This window comes from Chryseobacterium cupriresistens, from assembly GCF_046614675.1.
Classification (GTDB): Bacteria; Bacteroidota; Bacteroidia; order Flavobacteriales; family Weeksellaceae; genus Chryseobacterium; species Chryseobacterium cupriresistens.
In genome coordinates this window covers 754612-769838 of sequence record NZ_JBKKJT010000001.1, presented here as the reverse complement: position 1 = coordinate 769838, position 15227 = coordinate 754612, and the positions used below count along the sequence as shown (strand labels likewise).

Genomic DNA, 15227 nt, shown 5'->3' with positions numbered 1-15227 from the left:
CATCAAAATAAAAATCTATGGAATTTCATCATCTGTTAAAAAAAATTGTACAGGAAGGAAGTACCCACGCCAAATGGCTGAACACGCTTTCATTTATGGAAAATGCCGGTGCAAGAAAAATATCAAAATGTGAACATCCAACATTAGTTTCTCAAATCCAGCTGAAACACGCTGCTGAAGAACACCGCCACGCTTATTATTTAAAAAAGCAGATTGGGAAAATAAACCCTGAATTATGCAAAACCTATGAAAGCACAGAACTTCTGGCTCCTATCGCAACAAGTCAATATCTTCACTCATTAGATATTAAAGCCTGTCGTTATCTTCAGGAAGCTTTCCAACTTAATAAAACAGATATCAAATATGCTGCCTATCTTTTCGTAACCTATGCTATTGAGGTTCGGGCGGATGAACTTTACCCTGTTTATCAGCAGGCACTTACCGAAGCTTCTTCTAAAATTATGGTAAAATCCATTATCCTTGAAGAAGAAGGACATCTGGAAGAAATGATTCATCAGCTCAATGAGTTTTCGCCAGACTGGAAGCATCATGCAGACCATATTCTGGACATAGAAAAAGAACTGCATAAAGAGTGGATTAATGCGATTACAGAAGAAGTAGCTCAATTAAATTATGCTTAGCAATACTTCCCATTTTCAGGAATCCCTTGATAAACGAAAAGAGAAGGGAACCTTAAGAAGTTTGAGGCTTCAATCCGATGGAATTGATTTTTATTCCAATGATTATCTGGGGTTTGCAAAAAGTAAAGACCTTCAACAATTACTGCTGCAAAAGATTATGGATAACCCTCAACTGCTTTCGGGAAGCACAGGTTCAAGGTTAATTAGCGGAAACAGTGATATTGCAGTTTCCGTGGAAAATGAGATTGCGCAGAAACATCATTTTGAATCGGCATTGCTTTTCCCATCCGGATACAATGCCAACCTGGCTTTGTTTTCAACGCTTCCCAGCCGTCATGATGCCATTATTGTGGACGAACAGATTCATCGGTCAGTACATGATGGTTGCAAACTATCCAATGCTAAAAAACTGAAATTCAAACACAATGATATCGAAGATCTTGAAAATATTTTAAAAAGACAGAAAGGACATTGTTATATCGCAATAGAAAGTCTTTATTCGATGGAAGGAGATTTTGCTCCTGTTCAGGAAATCGCTGCCCTTGCCAGCAAATATAAATCTTCTTTGATTGTTGATGAAGCCCACGCCTTCGGCGTTTTTGGATATGGATTGATTGAAAAATTACAGTTACAGAACCATGTTTCAGCAGCTGTGGTGACCTATGGAAAAGCTCTCGGGGCTCATGGAGCAGCAATTCTTTGCAATGAAACAGTGAAATCTTACCTGATCAATTTTGCAAGTCCTTTCATTTATACCACATCAGCACAGGATTTTCAATGGATGAGCATCAAAACAGGATATGAATTTTTAGATCAAAATCATGAACTGGCTGAAAAACTTCAGAATAACATCAAAGTTTTCCGAAGCAGTAAATTACAGTCTCCATCGGCAGAAACAAGTCCGGTTCAGGCTATTGTGATCCCGGACAATCAAAGACTGAAAGAATTACAGGATATTTTATCTGAAGAAGGATTTTTGACCTATGCGATATACAGCCCAACGGTAAAAGAAGGAAGCGAACGTTTGAGGATATGCCTTCACAGCTTCAATTCAGAAGAGGAAATTATAAAACTGAAAGGAATCATTAAAGAATTTATTTAAAGCAAAAAGATTCAAAACACGTAACACGAATTCTGAACCCCGAATCACAAAAACATGAAATTATTTATAACAGGAATAGGAACCGAAATAGGAAAAACAGTTTGCTCAGCCGTTTTGGTTCAGCATTTTAAAACAGAATACTGGAAACCGATACAATCTGGTGATCTTCATTATACAGACAGTCATAAAATTGAAGAATGGACAGACACCAACTTTTGCCATCCGGAAACTTACCGTTTAAAGCTGGCAGCTTCACCACATCAGTCTGCAAGAGAAGAAAATATTACCATCAATCTTAATGATTTTCAACTCCCCAAAACAGCAAATCCACTCATTGTAGAAGGAGCCGGAGGCCTTATGGTACCGATTTCAGACACTACATTTATGATCGATCTGATTGAGGAGTTAAACATTCCGGCAGCGCTGGTTGTAAGAAACTACCTGGGCTGTATCAACCATAGCCTGCTTTCAATCTTAGCCTTACGACAGAGAGAAATTCAGCTGGAATATTTAATTCTTAACGGAGATTTTCCGGAAGATACAGAAAGAGTAATCTGCAGTTTTATCGAAAAAGAAACAAAAGTTATAAAGATCCCGGAAATCAGAAATACGGATAAGGAATCTGTACAACATGCTGCAAAACAATTAGTAATAACAAAATTATGATAATGGATACAAAAACAACATTGAGAAACGACTGGACTAAAGAAGAAATCGAAGAGATTTACCACCTTCCTCTGATGGAACTGATTTATAAAGCAGCCACCATACACCGCGAATGGCATGATCCTTCCGAAGTGCAGATATCTACTTTATTATCCATCAAAACAGGTGGATGTCCTGAAGACTGCTCTTATTGTGGACAGGCAGCCCGTTATCACACGGATATTAAAGTACAGGCTTTATTACCTACAGAAACTGTAATTGCTCACGCTCAAAAAGCGAAAGACTCGGGATCTTCAAGATTCTGTATGGCAGCAGCATGGCGTGAAGTTCGTAATAACCGTGATTTTGACCGGGTGATTGATATGGTAAAAGGAGTAAACGAACTTGGCCTTGAAGTTTGCTGTACATTGGGTATGCTTACCGAAGAACAGGCCATCAGACTTCAGGAAGCCGGATTATATGCTTATAATCATAACCTTGATACTTCAGAACAGTATTATGAAGAAATCATATCTACCAGAACTTTTGACAACAGAATCAATACGATCAATAATGTAAGAAAGGCAGGAATCACAGTATGTTCCGGAGGAATCATCGGACTAGGCGAAACTCACAGAGACAGAATTTCAATGCTTTTAACGTTGGCAACAATGCCTAAACACCCGGAATCCGTTCCCATCAATGCATTAGCGAGGGTAGCGGGAACACCATTAGCCGATAATGAAAAAGTAGATACCTGGGAAATGGTAAGAATGATTGCCACAGCAAGAATCGTAATGCCATCTTCCATGGTGAGATTAAGCGCAGGACGTATAGAAATGACTGAAACAGAACAGGCATGGTGCTTTATGGCAGGAGCCAATTCCATTTTCACGGGAGAAAGAGAAACCTTATTGGTAACGCCTAATCCAGGAGTTTCTGAAGACATGCAGATGCTGCAGACCTTAGGATTGAGACCTATGATGAAAAAAGAAACATGCTGCTAGATAATTATGAATTATAAATGATAAATTATGAGTGATGAGTTGGATTATTTTTATTATAGCGCTTATTATAAAATTGGTTTTTGAATTTTTATAAACTGCTCTACAAGTTGGAAAACGCAAAGGCGCAAAAGCTTTTGTAGTAAGTAATACTTTAAGACGCAAGGATTTTATCTACGATAAAATTTAACATTGCAAATTTTTATTCTATTGCAGATTGTGTAAATTAAACAGATGATATAAAAAATCCACGGGAAAATTATAACACATTCCTTGCTGAAAATCTTTGATTTTCTTGCGCCTTAAAATATTCGCAATCTATGACAAAACTTTGCGCCTTTGCGATCAATCCAACATTTCAATATATTCAACTAAATTATTGTTAAATCCATCTCCATCACTCATTTCTATTTTTTACATCAAAATATGAATACAATAACAAAAGAAATCAGCCTTCAAAAAAGAGACAAAACGGTCAACTGGCATCCGTACACCCAGATGAAAACAGCTGATGATGCCATTCCTATTGTAAAAGGAAAAGGAATTTATCTTTATGATACCGAAGGAAAAAAATATCTGGATGTCGTTTCTTCATGGTGGGTAACTCTACATGGACATTCTCATCCTTATATTGCTCAACGTGTTTTTGAACAGTTGAATACACTGGAACAGGTGATTTTCGCCGGATTTACCCATGAACCTGCTGTACAGCTTTCAGAAAATTTACTGAAACTTCTTCCGGCTGGTCAGGAAAAGGTCTTTTATTCGGATAATGGCTCTACCGCAGTAGAAGTTGCTTTAAAAATGTGTATTCAATATGCATACAATAAAGAGAAAAAGAAGACAAAGATTTTAGCTTTTAAAAATGCCTATCACGGAGATACTTTCGGGGCTATGTCTGTAAGTGGAAAAAGCTTCTGGACAAGACCTTTTGAAAGTATGTTGTTTGAAGTTGTTTTTATAGATACACCCAATGCAGAAAACCTGGAAAGTCTGCGGAGACAGATTAAAGAATTAGCGGATGAGGCGGCTTGTTTTATCTATGAGCCATTAGTTCAGGGGGCTGCCGGAATGCTGATGTATAAAGCTGAAGACCTAAGCCAGCTAATGAAATTCTGTAGAGAAGAAGGCGTTCTCATGATCCAGGATGAAGTTTTTACAGGGTTTGGAAGAACAGGTAAACTTTTCGCAGCAGATTATCTTACGGAAAAGCCGGATATTATGTGTTTTTCAAAAGGATTGACAGGAGGAACGATGCCTATGGGAATTACAACCTGCTCCAATGAAATTTATGAGGCTTTCCTTTCTGAAGACCGTTATAAAACCTTATTTCACGGGCATTCGTTTACAGCTAATCCTCTAGCCTGTACCGCGGCACTTGCCAGTATGGAATTACTATTGACAAATGAAACTCAAATGAATATCAACCGCATCACTCATCAACATTCAGAGTTTGTGAAAGTACTTGCTTTGCATCCTCATGTAGAAAAGGTTCGTCAGATCGGAACTATTTTAGCGTTCGATTTTAAAACCGGGAATGATACTTCTTATTTCAATGAAATAGGGAAGAAGCTTTACAATGAATTATTACAGAGAGGAATTATTATGAGGCCGTTAGGAAATGTAATCTATCTGGTTCCTCCTTATTGTATTACATCGGAAGAATTGGATTTTGTCTATCAGAATATTACGGAGGTTCTGGATCAGTTTAGAGAATAAAAGATCCGGTCCGGTAATAATTATTTTTAATTTTTTTAATATACCTTATAGGTTTCCAGGACCTATAAGGTTTTTATATTGAATGCCAGTGCCGGTATTTTTTAAATATCCTGTTCTGATTTCTTCAAAATAGCAATCAATTCTTTTAATTCATCTTTATTGAATTCCAGCAAGTTCTGATTAAAATGATTGGATGGAATTTTGATATAATTCACCCATGAAGAAAGTTTTTCACGATAAACACTTCCGAATTCAATATTACTCATCGTTACAAACTTATATCTGGTTTCCTGGCCAGCCTTTTCATTTTCTTTCTGTTCTACCATCTGAAGAGCCTGAATCAGTTTTCCCAATTCATTTTTGTCAATAGTGAGTGTCTTTTTGAAGATTTCATCAAAGGTTTCATATTCATACATGATTCCCAGAAGAGTATCCGAAGAATTTTCGGAAATATCTTTCGTTACAATTTTTTGAATATTCAGGTTTTTAAACTTACCTAAATTGATGATTTTCTTTTCAATTAATGTTCCTTTTCTTGAATTGACAGTTAGGCCGCGGGGTGTTGTGTTGGATCTTTGAATCGTTGGTGGTGGCGCTATCTGCGCAGTTACCCCTGTGCCTATTGCGCAGGAGATCAAAATAATGATTCTTTTCATTTGTAAAAATTGTTATTAGTTTTTAAATTATAAATCTACTACTTCTTAATAAGTTTTTTTGTGAAAATTTTCCCGTTTTCAAAAACTGTTTTTGCAAAATACACTCCTTTAGGCAGTTCAGAAATATCGGAATTATTTTCTTTTATAGTTTTCAGTAATTTTCCATCAAAAGAATAGATTTCTATTTTATTAATTTTTTCTTTTGACTGATAAACTATATCTTTTTTCACGGGGTTTTCAAAAGTGATGTCAGTATTGTTTTTTAGAGTTTCTGCTGTTGATAATACAGCTGTACTGGTTAAAAGATATTTAACGATCTCTGTTGTTGGCCCATCTCCATAAACAATTATATTATTATCAAAAACTTTGATTGCGTGAATCATGTGATAGAGTAAGCTGGAATCATTTTCTATATATTCTCCAAATACCGTATCAATAGTTCCATTTTGATTAAGTTTAGCGATATAATAAGCAGGTGCATTGTTTAAATCAGCATAACCTGCAATATAATAAGAATTATTTTTTTCATAGATATCCCAAAATTCAAGACCCAGAGCACCATTATAGTTGAATGTGGTATCTGGCGTTCCATCAGCATTCAGCCTTCCTATGGTCGCAGGGCTTGTTGATGCAAGTTGTGCATATATAATTCTATTCCCCGAATCTACCTTTATAACATTCACATTCACTCCATTAAATAAGGCCACTCCATTGTTTCCAAAACCTGTCATAAGCTGTCCATCAGAAGTATACTTTTTTATAGTATTATGTTCTAAAAAAATAATATTAGATTGATTATCTAAAATAATGCGGGGAATTCCATTTGTTAACAGCTCTCCATTATTAAAGCTGTTATCTGATGTACCATCAGAATTTAATCTAAATGTATGGGTGTACCCGTCAAAAAATCCATTGGTATCCACACCGGTTCCTGAAACAATAATTTTGCTTCCTTGTTCTATGAGGTTGTTTTTTATATTGAAATTGTCCTGATAGAAATTGGCTAATGCTTTTACTCCTCCATTTGAAAACGAAGAATCTAATTGTCCATTGGAAAGTAATCGAACAACATCTAAATAATTAATACTATTTACAGAATCATATCGCCTTAACAGTAAGGTTAATTTATCATTATTATGCCTTATAAATCCAACCAGAGCGTCTGAGGTATAATTCAATGCAACTTTACCATTAGTTCCAAAAGCCACATCCAAAGAGCCATTGTAACTTGTCGCTTTAGAGATAATTAATTGATTCGTATTGGAGTCAAAGGATTGATAAAATACGGCATTGGTTGTTTCTGTCAGCTCTCCCAGATAAGAGCTTCCTGTCGGAAGATTATAAATTCCGTTCGTAGCAAACGAGGGATCTTTAGAAATAATTTGAGCAAAAAAAGTTTGTGCTACGAAAGTAAGCACAAATAATAATTTTTTTTTCATTGGTTTGTTTTTTTATAAAAATTTGAGGTTATATTATGTAACCCCTACATAAATCTATTTTTAGGTAGTGTTTCCAAATGTAGTATAAAATTTTAGAAAAGGAAAGAAATACCTACAGGCATCGAAAACCTTCGATGAATTTATCCAAAATGATTTTAACCCAATCCACTTCCCCATGAATGCAATTCCAAAAGAATAGGGCCCAGCTTCCGGCCTTTTTCAGTCAGTTTATAATAGACTTCCGGTGGGAAATTATAAACTTCAATCCTTTCAATAATAAGATCTTCTTCCAGCTGTTTCAATTGCTCTGACAGTACTTTCTTGGAAACACGGGGCATAGTACGCCAAAGTTCCGCAAAGCGGACCTGGTCATCTTCAAAAAGATTGTGCAGGATCAATGGTTTCCATTTCCCTGAAAGAATATCCAGACTTCGTCTTAATCCACAGTTTTTAAATTCCTCAAAATTCATAAGTCAATTGAATATTTATGGTTAACTTTTTGGTAACCTTCGATTGTTTTGCTGTTATTAGGTAATACATTTGTCAAACAAAAATACCCAAAATGAAATTACAATTATGGCGCAATGCGACATTACTGCTTAATATTGACGGAATTTCTATCCTGATAGATCCGATGCTCGGCGACAAAGGTTTCAGAGGAAAAATGCCCATGACAGACAGTGAATTATTAAATCCTCTTGTAGACCTGCCTTTTGATAAAGAAGAATTAAAGAAAAAGCTGGAAAGAGTAGACGCAGTTGCTGTTACCCACCTTCATCCTGATCATTGGGATGATGCTGCTATTGAACTCCTGGACAAGAATATTCCGGTCATCTGTTCCGATGTTATTTCAGGACAGATTGCAGAACAAGGCTTCACCAATATCATCGTTCTGAAGGATCAGCTTCAATGGAATACTATTGAAATATCCAAAACCAAAGGCCGGCACGGAACCGGAGAAATCGGAGAGAAAATGGGAATCGTGAATGGTTTTGTTTTTAAAAAAGACAATAAATCCGTATACATCGCAGGAGACACGATCTGGTATGATGAAATTGCTGCAGAAATTGACAAACATCAGCCACAGCATATCATTGTAGCGGGTGGAGCTGCTACTTTTTCCGTAGGAGATCCTATTATTATGACCAGTGAAGATATCGTAAAAGTATGTGAATCTGCTCCGGAATCCACTGTTTGGGTAACGCATCTGGAAGCCCTAAGCCACTGCAGGGAAGACAGAAAATTTATTCAGAAAAAGATCCATGAAAACGGAATAGCGGGAAGATGCTTTATACTTGATGATGGTGAAGAGGTAAGCCTGAAATATCTATGAAATAAATACGTTTTATGGCTTATTTTTTGAATATTCCTTGATAAATAATTGGTATGCTGTCAGTTTTTCTCTTAAATCTTGATTGGAAAGAATTATTATTGGGACATGAAGAATGGTCTTTTCTTTTAGAGATCATTCTTCGTACCATGATTATGTTTCTGGCTATTATCATCGGACTTAGAATTTTAGGAAAAAGAGGGGTAAAACAGCTCTCAATCTTTGAATTGGTAGTCATTATCGGCTTGGGATCAGCAGCAGGAGATCCTATGTTTAATAAGGATGTCGGAATTATTTCTTCCCTTATTGTTTTTATTGTTATCATTCTCCTGTATTCTATTGTGACCCATTTTATCGGAAAAAGTAAAAAATTTGAAAATCTGGTGGAAGGAAAGTCCATCTGCCTGATAGAAAATGGTGAATTCTCCATTAAAAACTTTCAAAAAGAAAATCTCGGGAGTGACGAATTCTTTGCAGAACTGAGGCTAAAAGGAGTTTCGCAGCTTGGACAGATTGAAATGGCCATAGAAGAAATATCAGGAGAGATCAGCGTTTTCTTTTTAGAAAATGAATCTGTAAGATACGGGCTTCCTATTATGCCAGACTCATTAAATAATCCGTTACAATATATTCATGAAGACAAACATTATTCTTGTATATTCTGTGGGTATACAGAGCATAAAAAAGTGGGTAGTGCCGGAAGCTGCCCAAGATGCCATAAAGAAGAATGGGTAGCGTCCAGCAATAAAAGACGGGTAACCTGACCTTTAACTTTCCTAATCCTCAACACATTTATTTCTTGCCGCCTTCATTCCAAAATACAGCATCAGCAGTACGGCACAGCTTAACAGATAGAATGAACTGTTCCAGGAAGTATCCCAATCATGCAGTTTTCCAAACAATGGAGGCCCGAACGCTGCAATCAGATATCCTACAGACTGAGCCATTCCTGATATCTTAACGGCATTGATACTGCTTTTCGTTCTTGTAGAAAAGAAAAGAATTGACAAACTGAAAGATAACCCATTAGAAATACCAATTATCACCGCATTCCCATAAATCCACTGAGATTTCAGAAAAACAAACATCAGTGTACTGCTGAACATCAGTGTACATATGAAAAGGATCATAAGTCTCTGATCTTTCATTTTACTGGCAATAATCGGACAACAGAATGTCACAGGAATCATCGTAATCTGAATAACAAAAAATACCCAGCCCGAACTTTCTCCCTGCATATGAAAATCAGCAAGAAAGGAGGGAAGCCATGCTACCAGGCAATAATAAAATAAAGACTGCAATCCCATAAAAATACTGATATTCCATGCCTGGGCAGATTTGAACATATTAAAATCTGAAGTACTGAGCGCTGTTTTAGGTGGGGCCGGATTTCTTTTGTTAAATATAAATTCCAATGATAAAACAAGAAAAGCCAATGCGGCAATCACCAGCCATATTCCCAGAGAGCCTTTCCATCCAAAACCTGTCAGTTCTCCTATTTTCACGCTGAATCCGGAAGCTAAAGCTGCTGTAAGATTCATCGATACAGCAAAAATTCCTGTCATAAGACCTATCTGCTTCGGAAAATTATTCTTAACATATCCCGGAGTGACTACATTTCCAATGCATATTCCTAAACCAATGAATAGAGATCCTAAAAACAAAAGCCATAGAGATCCGGTGATTCGCAAAAATAATCCTAAGCTTAAAATAATCAGGGAATACATCAGAAGCTTACTGATTCCAAACTTATTGGAAAATCTGCTCACCAGTACAGAACAGGCGGCAAACATAAACAGGGGAATAGAAGTAAGCAGACTCACCTGAAAATTATTCAGTTTCAAAGCCTCCCTTACTTCTCCAAGTACAGGAGCAACCGCCACAATCGGTGAACGGAGATTGCTGGAAATAAGTATAACTACCAGAACATTAATAATTAATAAAACATACGAAGCATTCTTTTTTACTTCATTCTTCATCATAATAAAAACTTTTGTACAAAATTAGCACAGTAATTTTGTTTAATTTTGCCAAAGTTTTAACCTAAAACGACATGAATGCTAATGACAGTATAAAAATAGATGAACTGAAAAAGCCTTATTTTGTATGGTTTGAAGAAAACTGGGTGCATGATAATGTTCTGCATCACCATCAGAAAGGGCAGCTCGTGTATGTAGAGAGTGGTTTCCAGTATATTACTATCGAAGAAAAAATCTATCTCCTCCCTCAAAATCATGCCGTATGGATCCCACCAAATGCAGTCCATAAAACCAATTCCCATTCTGAAAAGATCAAACTGATGATCATGTTTGCGGAGATCAGTATCCAAGAATCTTTTTATCAAGAAGTGAAGGTATTTTCTGTTCCTCCGGTTTTAAAGGAAATGATAAAATATGCAGAGAAATGGTCTAAGATGATGACTCCAGATCATCATGAAAGCCTGTTTCTGAAAGCATTGTTCAACGAACTTCCACGGTTTGTAGAACATTCCCTGACTCTTCATATCAGTCTTCCTAAAGATAAACGCCTTGCTAAAGTCATAGAACATCTCCACAGTCATTACCGAAATGAGATCAAAATGGAAGACCTGAGTGATACAGCGCTTTTATCTTTCCGTACTCTGGAGCGTATTTTCAAAAAAGAAACAGGTCTTACTTTAAGCAAATATCAGCAAATGCTTCGTATCATCAAAAGTCTGGAATATTTGAGCTCCGGGAGTCTTACGGTTTCAGAGACGGCTTATGAAGTAGGATACAAGAGTGTTCAGGCTTATACCAGAAGTTTTCAGTCTGTGATGAAGTTCAGGCCGACTGATTTTATTAAAACCATTCAATAGGTTTTAAACCTGTATAAAGACAGTTTAAATTTGTCAAAAAGAAGAGTTATTAACATTATAAAACTCATCCTATTCCCTTAAACAAAAGCAATTAGCAGGATCGAAAAATAAAATATTTCACATTTTCACCATTTTTCCACTTCAATAGTCAATATTCAATTATGATATTATTGAAAATAAAAAGGTCTCCACGAATGGAGACCTTAAAAAAACACAAATGATGAAAAAAAATTATTTCGATTCACAAATATAAACAAAAATCATGTTATGCAAAACATCATAAGCTTATTTTTTTTAAAAATTATGGATTTTATCAAAAAATAATTATTTCCTAAATCTTTCCTAATTTCTTTGAGATTCCGAAATTAGTAACACAAAAACCTATGCTAATAAATATAATTCGCCATCTGAAGAATTGTACACACGATTTTTAACCAAAATGAAGAAATACCAAAAAGTGAATTATTGTCAAAATATGTCTTATCTCGGCTAGTATTCAAACAGTTGTTTAACTATTTATATGATCCTGCGCATAAATTCTGTACGTTTTTTATGCTACTTTGCTTAAAAATCTAATATGATTCCAAAAATACTTAAGGGTGTTCCTGCACAAAAATCAGGAGGCTTTCATGACACGGAAAGCAGAAAAGTATTTGACCAGGCTCTGATTCCGGAAAAATTTGAAATATTAAAAAAAAGATTTTTTTCAGTTAATCAATGGGAAAGTTACAGCGGGAAAGCATTTGCAGCATTTAAACTGCATAATTTTAATGGTGATCCTGTCGACCGCGAACCTCTGATAGGAGATTTTATCCGGATTGATATTCCTGGCCCGGGAGAAGCAGAGGCAAAAGGATATGATTGGGTAAAAATAACAGATATCTGTTTCTATGAGGATAGTTTTTCAGAGAGCCTATCCATAACATGCGAACCTTCAGTAAATCCTCAAAATAAGAAAAGCGGTCACATTGCTCATTTTTATAGTTCTGCAGCCAGCTCAACCTTCATAATATCCAGAAGTACCGATTATCTACAAGCAGCTGTATACGGCCGAAATGAAAGACCTAACCGAAATGCTAAGTTTCTGGATGTCATCAGAAATTTCGCGATTGCTATAGGGGGAATGATGGGAATTGCAAAAATACAGTGGAAGCAGCTTACTGATAGTTTTCTGGATTTTGATTAAATGGCTGTACCTTTTTTGACTTAGATCAAAGTTTTGTGTTGATTGTTCGGAGACCTTTGCACCCGAATATTTTAAACAAAATTTATGAGTACAACATTAGAAAAGGGACCAACTATCACTTTCTATCAGGCGATTGTTCCTATTATCATTTCGGTATTTGGAGTGTATCTTACCATAGGAATTGCTTTGGGAGTAATTCCCGGATTTGTTCAGAACACTTTAGGTTTTGACAGTATTATTGTAGGTCTTGTCATCGGACTGCAGTCATTGTCTACACTTTTAACCCGAGCCTATTCCGGAAAAATTACAGATACCAGAGGTGCCAAGCAAAGTAAAATGTCGGGAGTAATATTAGCCATTGCTGCCGGGATCTTTTATATAATGGCTGTATTATTTCAGGCGCATCCTTTCCTGGCCCTTTCCTTCCTTTTGATAGCAAGAATTATTCATGGGATTGGCGAAAGTTTCCTGGTTACCGGTGCATTAACCTGGGGAATAGGCCTCGCAGGCCATTCCAGCTCAGGCAAAGTAATGACGTGGAATGGTATCGCGATGTATGCAGGAATTGCAATCGGAGCTCCCATTAGTATCTGGTTAAGTAAAGAATACAATATTTTTCCTGCTTTTCTTCTTATTGCCTTACTTCCGCTGGTAAGCTGGCTTTCCACAGCAAAACTTCCTTCTATTCCCGTGGATAAAGATCATGTAAGAATGCCTTTCTACAAAGTAATTGGTACCATATCGGGTCAGGGTCTGAGCCTTGCTTTTTCATCAATGGCTTTTGGATGTATTGCTTCTTTTATTGCCTTGTTTTTCTCCCAAAAAAACTGGGGTGATGCTTCACTGCCCTTTATGGTTTTTGGAGCATGTTATGTGCTGACCAGAATTCTCTTTGCATCTTTTCCGGATAAATACGGTGGCTTTACAATAGCCTTAATCTCTCTGATTATCGAAGTGGCTGGACAAATGCTGATCTGGACCTCTGCCTCCAAAACATTGGCCATTATCGGATGTGGATTGACGGGAGTAGGATTTTCATTGGTCTTTCCGGCTTTGGGAGTTCTTGCCATTCAACAAGTAAAGCCACAGATGAGAGGAACAGCACTAGGAGCCTATGTCGCATTTGTTGACCTTTCATTAGGTCTCGCGGGGCCTATTGCAGGATTAATTGCAGGCTGGTTTGATTACCAGACCGTTTATCTCTTCGGAGGCATCAGCTGTGTGATTGCAATGATTATTTTACTATTTAACAAAAAATAAAAATGGAACATTCCCTAATATCTCAAGTAAAAGAAACGAAAAAAATACATTCTGTATTTACCGTTAAAAACAAACAATATCTTACACCACATCTTATCCGTGTGATATTTGATATTGATGATAGCCAGGCTGAATTGCTGTCTCATGTACGCTCTGGTTCTAATAATAAAATTTTTGTCCCGGCTGAAAAGGGAAGTACGCCACTTATCAGAACCTACACCAACAGAAAGATTGATCTGGAAAACCGGGAATTAAGCATTGATTTTGTCGCCCATGGTGACAACGGACCAGCTTCTGCATGGGCATTGAAGGCCAATCCAGGTGATGTATTGGAAATAGGAATGAAAGAAAGCACAAAACCTTTAATTCCGGATGCTGATTTTTATCTGATGGCAGGAGACGCAACGGCTCTGCCTGTGATCTGTGCCATCGCAGAACAGTTTCCTTCCTACGTAAGAGCAAAAATAATATTGGAAGTGGCAGGTAAAGAGGATGAGCTTATGCTTTGTTCTGCAGCAGATATTTCAGTTGAATGGCTGTACAATCTTCATCCTGAGCAGGGAAGCATGCTGGCCGAAGTGGTGAAATCTGTTCAGTTTCCATCAGGTGTATTGAAAGAATATGTTTACATCGCTGCAGAATATACTACTGTACATGAGCTTCGCACCTATTTTAAAACAAACCTGAAATGGGACACCCAAGCCCTATACACCTGTTCCTATTGGAGAGCAGGGCAACCGGAAGGAAAAACTTCTGAAAGCACTTAAGAAGCAGGAACAGCAATAAGTTTTAACATATTTATTGCTACATTTGCGGTGACTGATTTAAATAAATGGAAGACGTATTAGTTTCATATATTAAAAGCAAAATATCAATAACAGATGAAGAATTGAAAGTTATTCTTTCTTATTTCAAACCTGTCAAATTAAAAAAGAACGAGCTTCTCGTTACCAATGTTCATTCTCCCAAAAAAACATTCTTTGTTGTAAAAGGCTGTTTACGGATATTTTACATTAATAAGGAAGGGCAGGATTCTACAAGATATTTTGCTTTTGAAAATCAGTTCGCTACAGCGCTTCATACCTTTATTACTTCAGAACCTTCTGATGAACTTCTTCAGGCAGTAGAAGATTCGGAGGTCTATTATATTACCCATCAGGATTTTTATCATTTATTGGACATTATCCCTCAGTGGGAAAAATTTTACAGAATTTATATTGAAATTGCCTGTATTGCCAACACTAAAAGGCTGATGTCTTTTATGGTGCAGGATGCTCTTGAAAAATACAAACAGTTACTGGAAGAAAATCCGATTATTGTACGCCGGCTTTCCAACAAACTGGTGGCTTCCTATCTTAATATCTCACAGGAGACACTGAGCAGACTGAAGTCAAGGCTTTGATTTTTTG

Annotated in this window: 16 protein-coding genes; 12 read left to right on the top strand and 4 right to left on the bottom strand. The window is 36.7% G+C overall.

Annotated features, from left to right (window positions below; genetic code table 11):
* Positions 1-17 precede the first annotated feature (17 nt).
* The 5 genes from ACLI50_RS03580 to bioA all read left to right on the top strand — a co-directional run bounded on the left by ACLI50_RS03580 (position 18) and on the right by bioA (position 5111).
* Positions 18-641: a hypothetical protein gene (locus ACLI50_RS03580; RefSeq protein WP_110011222.1), complete on the top strand. Its 624-nt coding sequence runs from the start codon at positions 18-20 to the stop codon at positions 639-641.
* A complete protein-coding gene (locus ACLI50_RS03575; RefSeq protein ID WP_411413178.1) occupies positions 634-1743 on the top strand; it encodes an aminotransferase class I/II-fold pyridoxal phosphate-dependent enzyme in 1110 nt (369 codons plus the stop codon). Before ACLI50_RS03580 ends, ACLI50_RS03575 begins: the two co-directional genes overlap by 8 nt.
* A gap of 54 nt (positions 1744-1797) precedes the next feature.
* Positions 1798-2409, top strand: coding sequence for a dethiobiotin synthase (gene bioD, locus ACLI50_RS03570; RefSeq protein WP_411413177.1), 612 nt, complete (start codon positions 1798-1800; stop codon positions 2407-2409).
* Positions 2410-2411: 2 nt separating this feature from the next.
* A complete protein-coding gene (gene bioB, locus ACLI50_RS03565) occupies positions 2412-3395 on the top strand; it encodes a biotin synthase BioB (protein WP_202840309.1) in 984 nt (327 codons plus the stop codon).
* Positions 3396-3818: 423 nt separating this feature from the next.
* Positions 3819-5111 carry an adenosylmethionine--8-amino-7-oxononanoate transaminase gene (bioA, locus tag ACLI50_RS03560; RefSeq protein ID WP_411413176.1) on the top strand — a complete coding sequence of 431 codons (1293 nt, stop codon included), beginning with the start codon at positions 3819-3821 and terminating at the stop codon, positions 5109-5111.
* Between the two features lie 101 nt (positions 5112-5212).
* Here the strand turns inward: bioA and ACLI50_RS03555 are convergent, their stop codons facing one another.
* From ACLI50_RS03555 to ACLI50_RS03545, 3 genes are all read right to left on the bottom strand, one after another.
* A complete protein-coding gene (locus ACLI50_RS03555; protein ID WP_411413175.1) occupies positions 5213-5767 on the bottom strand; it encodes a hypothetical protein in 555 nt (184 codons plus the stop codon).
* 38 nt (positions 5768-5805) lie between these two features.
* Positions 5806-7206, bottom strand: coding sequence for a T9SS type A sorting domain-containing protein (locus tag ACLI50_RS03550; protein WP_411413174.1), 1401 nt, complete (start codon positions 7204-7206; stop codon positions 5806-5808).
* 155 nt (positions 7207-7361) lie between these two features.
* On the bottom strand, positions 7362-7676 hold the full coding sequence (locus tag ACLI50_RS03545; protein ID WP_202840313.1) for a winged helix-turn-helix transcriptional regulator: 315 nt from the start codon (positions 7674-7676) through the stop codon (positions 7362-7364).
* 92 nt (positions 7677-7768) lie between these two features.
* Here ACLI50_RS03545 and ACLI50_RS03540 point away from each other — a divergent pair, with 92 nt between their 5' ends.
* Together ACLI50_RS03540 and ACLI50_RS03535 are read left to right on the top strand one after the other, a co-directional pair.
* Complete coding sequence (locus ACLI50_RS03540) at positions 7769-8539, top strand: MBL fold metallo-hydrolase (protein WP_202840315.1); 771 nt, start codon at positions 7769-7771, stop codon at positions 8537-8539.
* A gap of 53 nt (positions 8540-8592) precedes the next feature.
* Complete coding sequence (locus tag ACLI50_RS03535; protein ID WP_343638404.1) at positions 8593-9300, top strand: DUF421 domain-containing protein; 708 nt, start codon at positions 8593-8595, stop codon at positions 9298-9300.
* 12 nt (positions 9301-9312) lie between these two features.
* On the opposite strand, the gene ACLI50_RS03530 is transcribed toward ACLI50_RS03535, so the two are convergent.
* Complete coding sequence (locus tag ACLI50_RS03530; protein WP_411413173.1) at positions 9313-10518, bottom strand: CynX/NimT family MFS transporter; 1206 nt, start codon at positions 10516-10518, stop codon at positions 9313-9315.
* Positions 10519-10589: 71 nt separating this feature from the next.
* Here ACLI50_RS03530 and ACLI50_RS03525 point away from each other — a divergent pair, with 71 nt between their 5' ends.
* The 5 genes from ACLI50_RS03525 (at position 10590) to ACLI50_RS03505 (ending at position 15220) form a co-directional block, all read left to right on the top strand.
* Positions 10590-11372, top strand: a complete 783-nt coding sequence (locus ACLI50_RS03525; RefSeq protein WP_202840319.1) for an AraC family transcriptional regulator — start codon at positions 10590-10592, stop codon at positions 11370-11372.
* Between the two features lie 577 nt (positions 11373-11949).
* Positions 11950-12558, top strand: coding sequence for a hypothetical protein (locus ACLI50_RS03520; RefSeq protein ID WP_202840321.1), 609 nt, complete (start codon positions 11950-11952; stop codon positions 12556-12558).
* Between the two features lie 84 nt (positions 12559-12642).
* Entirely contained in the window at positions 12643-13818 is a 1176-nt protein-coding gene (locus ACLI50_RS03515) for an MFS transporter (protein ID WP_202840322.1), read from the top strand.
* Between the two features lie 2 nt (positions 13819-13820).
* A complete protein-coding gene (locus tag ACLI50_RS03510; RefSeq protein WP_343638394.1) occupies positions 13821-14585 on the top strand; it encodes a siderophore-interacting protein in 765 nt (254 codons plus the stop codon).
* 65 nt (positions 14586-14650) lie between these two features.
* The gene (locus ACLI50_RS03505; RefSeq protein WP_062669523.1) at positions 14651-15220 is read left to right on the top strand and encodes a Crp/Fnr family transcriptional regulator; all 570 of its coding nucleotides are present in this window, start codon (positions 14651-14653) and stop codon (positions 15218-15220) included.
* The last annotated feature ends 7 nt before the right edge of the window (positions 15221-15227 follow it).